The 1,157-nt window shown below is 44.6% G+C and carries 1 tRNA gene and 1 rRNA gene; both read left to right on the forward strand.

Annotated features, from left to right (window positions below):
- Nucleotides 1-100: 100 nt before the first annotated feature.
- Nucleotides 101-176: transfer RNA gene (locus FQP90_RS22910), tRNA-Ala, on the forward strand.
- 301 nt (nucleotides 177-477) lie between these two features.
- Nucleotides 478-1,157, forward strand: a 23S ribosomal RNA gene (locus FQP90_RS22915); the annotation flags it as partial.

Raw genomic sequence — 1,157 nt, forward strand, 5'->3', positions numbered from 1 at the left:
GGTCGTTAGCTCAGTTGGTAGAGCAGTTGACTTTTAATCAATTGGTCGCAGGTTCGAATCCTGCACGACCCACCATTTCCTCCCAAGGAAATAAAAATTTGGGGCTATAGCTCAGCTGGGAGAGCGCCTGCCTTGCACGCAGGAGGTCTGCGGTTCGATCCCGCATAGCTCCACCATCTTTAAGTGTTTTTATTTGAAAATATTTAGAAATGGTTCATTAGTTTGAATCAAGCTCTTTAACAATTTGGAAAGCTGACTGATTGATTTACTTACGAGTAATTCAATCAAATTTAAAAGTTCTCAATGTTTATCTTTCATTAGATAAACACAACAAACACATTCAAGTGTCTTGTATTCGAATCAAATTTATTTGATTCACAATTGAGTCCGGCAAACAGTCATTGAGAATTAACCCTTCTTGATGACAACCAAAAACCTTGGTTAGTTGCCATACACTAAGACCCTTTCGGGTTGTATGGTTAAGTGACTAAGCGTACACGGTGGATGCCTTGGCAGTCAGAGGCGATGAAGGACGTAATAACTTGCGATAAGCCCAGATTAGGTAGTAATAACCTTTTGAGTCTGGGATTTCCGAATGGGGAAACCCACGTGCATAAGCACGTATCCTGTTGTGAATACATAGCAACAGGAGGCAAACCGGGGGAACTGAAACATCTAAGTACCCCGAGGAAGAGAAATCAACCGAGATTCCGAAAGTAGCGGCGAGCGAAATTGGATTAGCCCTTAAGCTTTTAATGAGACAGACGAAGGCTCTGGAAAGTGCCGCAGTAAAGGGTGATAGCCCCGTAGTCGACATCTCATAATCAGTGAAAACGAGTAGGGCGGGACACGTGATATCCTGTCTGAATATGGGGGGACCATCCTCCAAGGCTAAATACTACTGACTGACCGATAGTGAACCAGTACCGTGAGGGAAAGGCGAAAAGAACCCCTGTGAGGGGAGTGAAATAGAACCTGAAACCGTGTACGTACAAGCAGTAGGAGCACCTTCGTGGTGTGACTGCGTACCTTTTGTATAATGGGTCAGCGACTTAATTTTAGTAGCAAGGTTAACCGTTTAGGGGAGCCGTAGGGAAACCGAGTCTTAACTGGGCGTACAGTTGCTAGGATTAGACCCGAAACCAGGTGATCTAGCC

Origin of the sequence: Paenarthrobacter nitroguajacolicus (assembly GCF_007786235.1) — a bacterium.
GTDB classification, from domain to species: domain Bacteria; phylum Actinomycetota; class Actinomycetes; order Actinomycetales; family Micrococcaceae; genus Arthrobacter; species Arthrobacter nitroguajacolicus_A.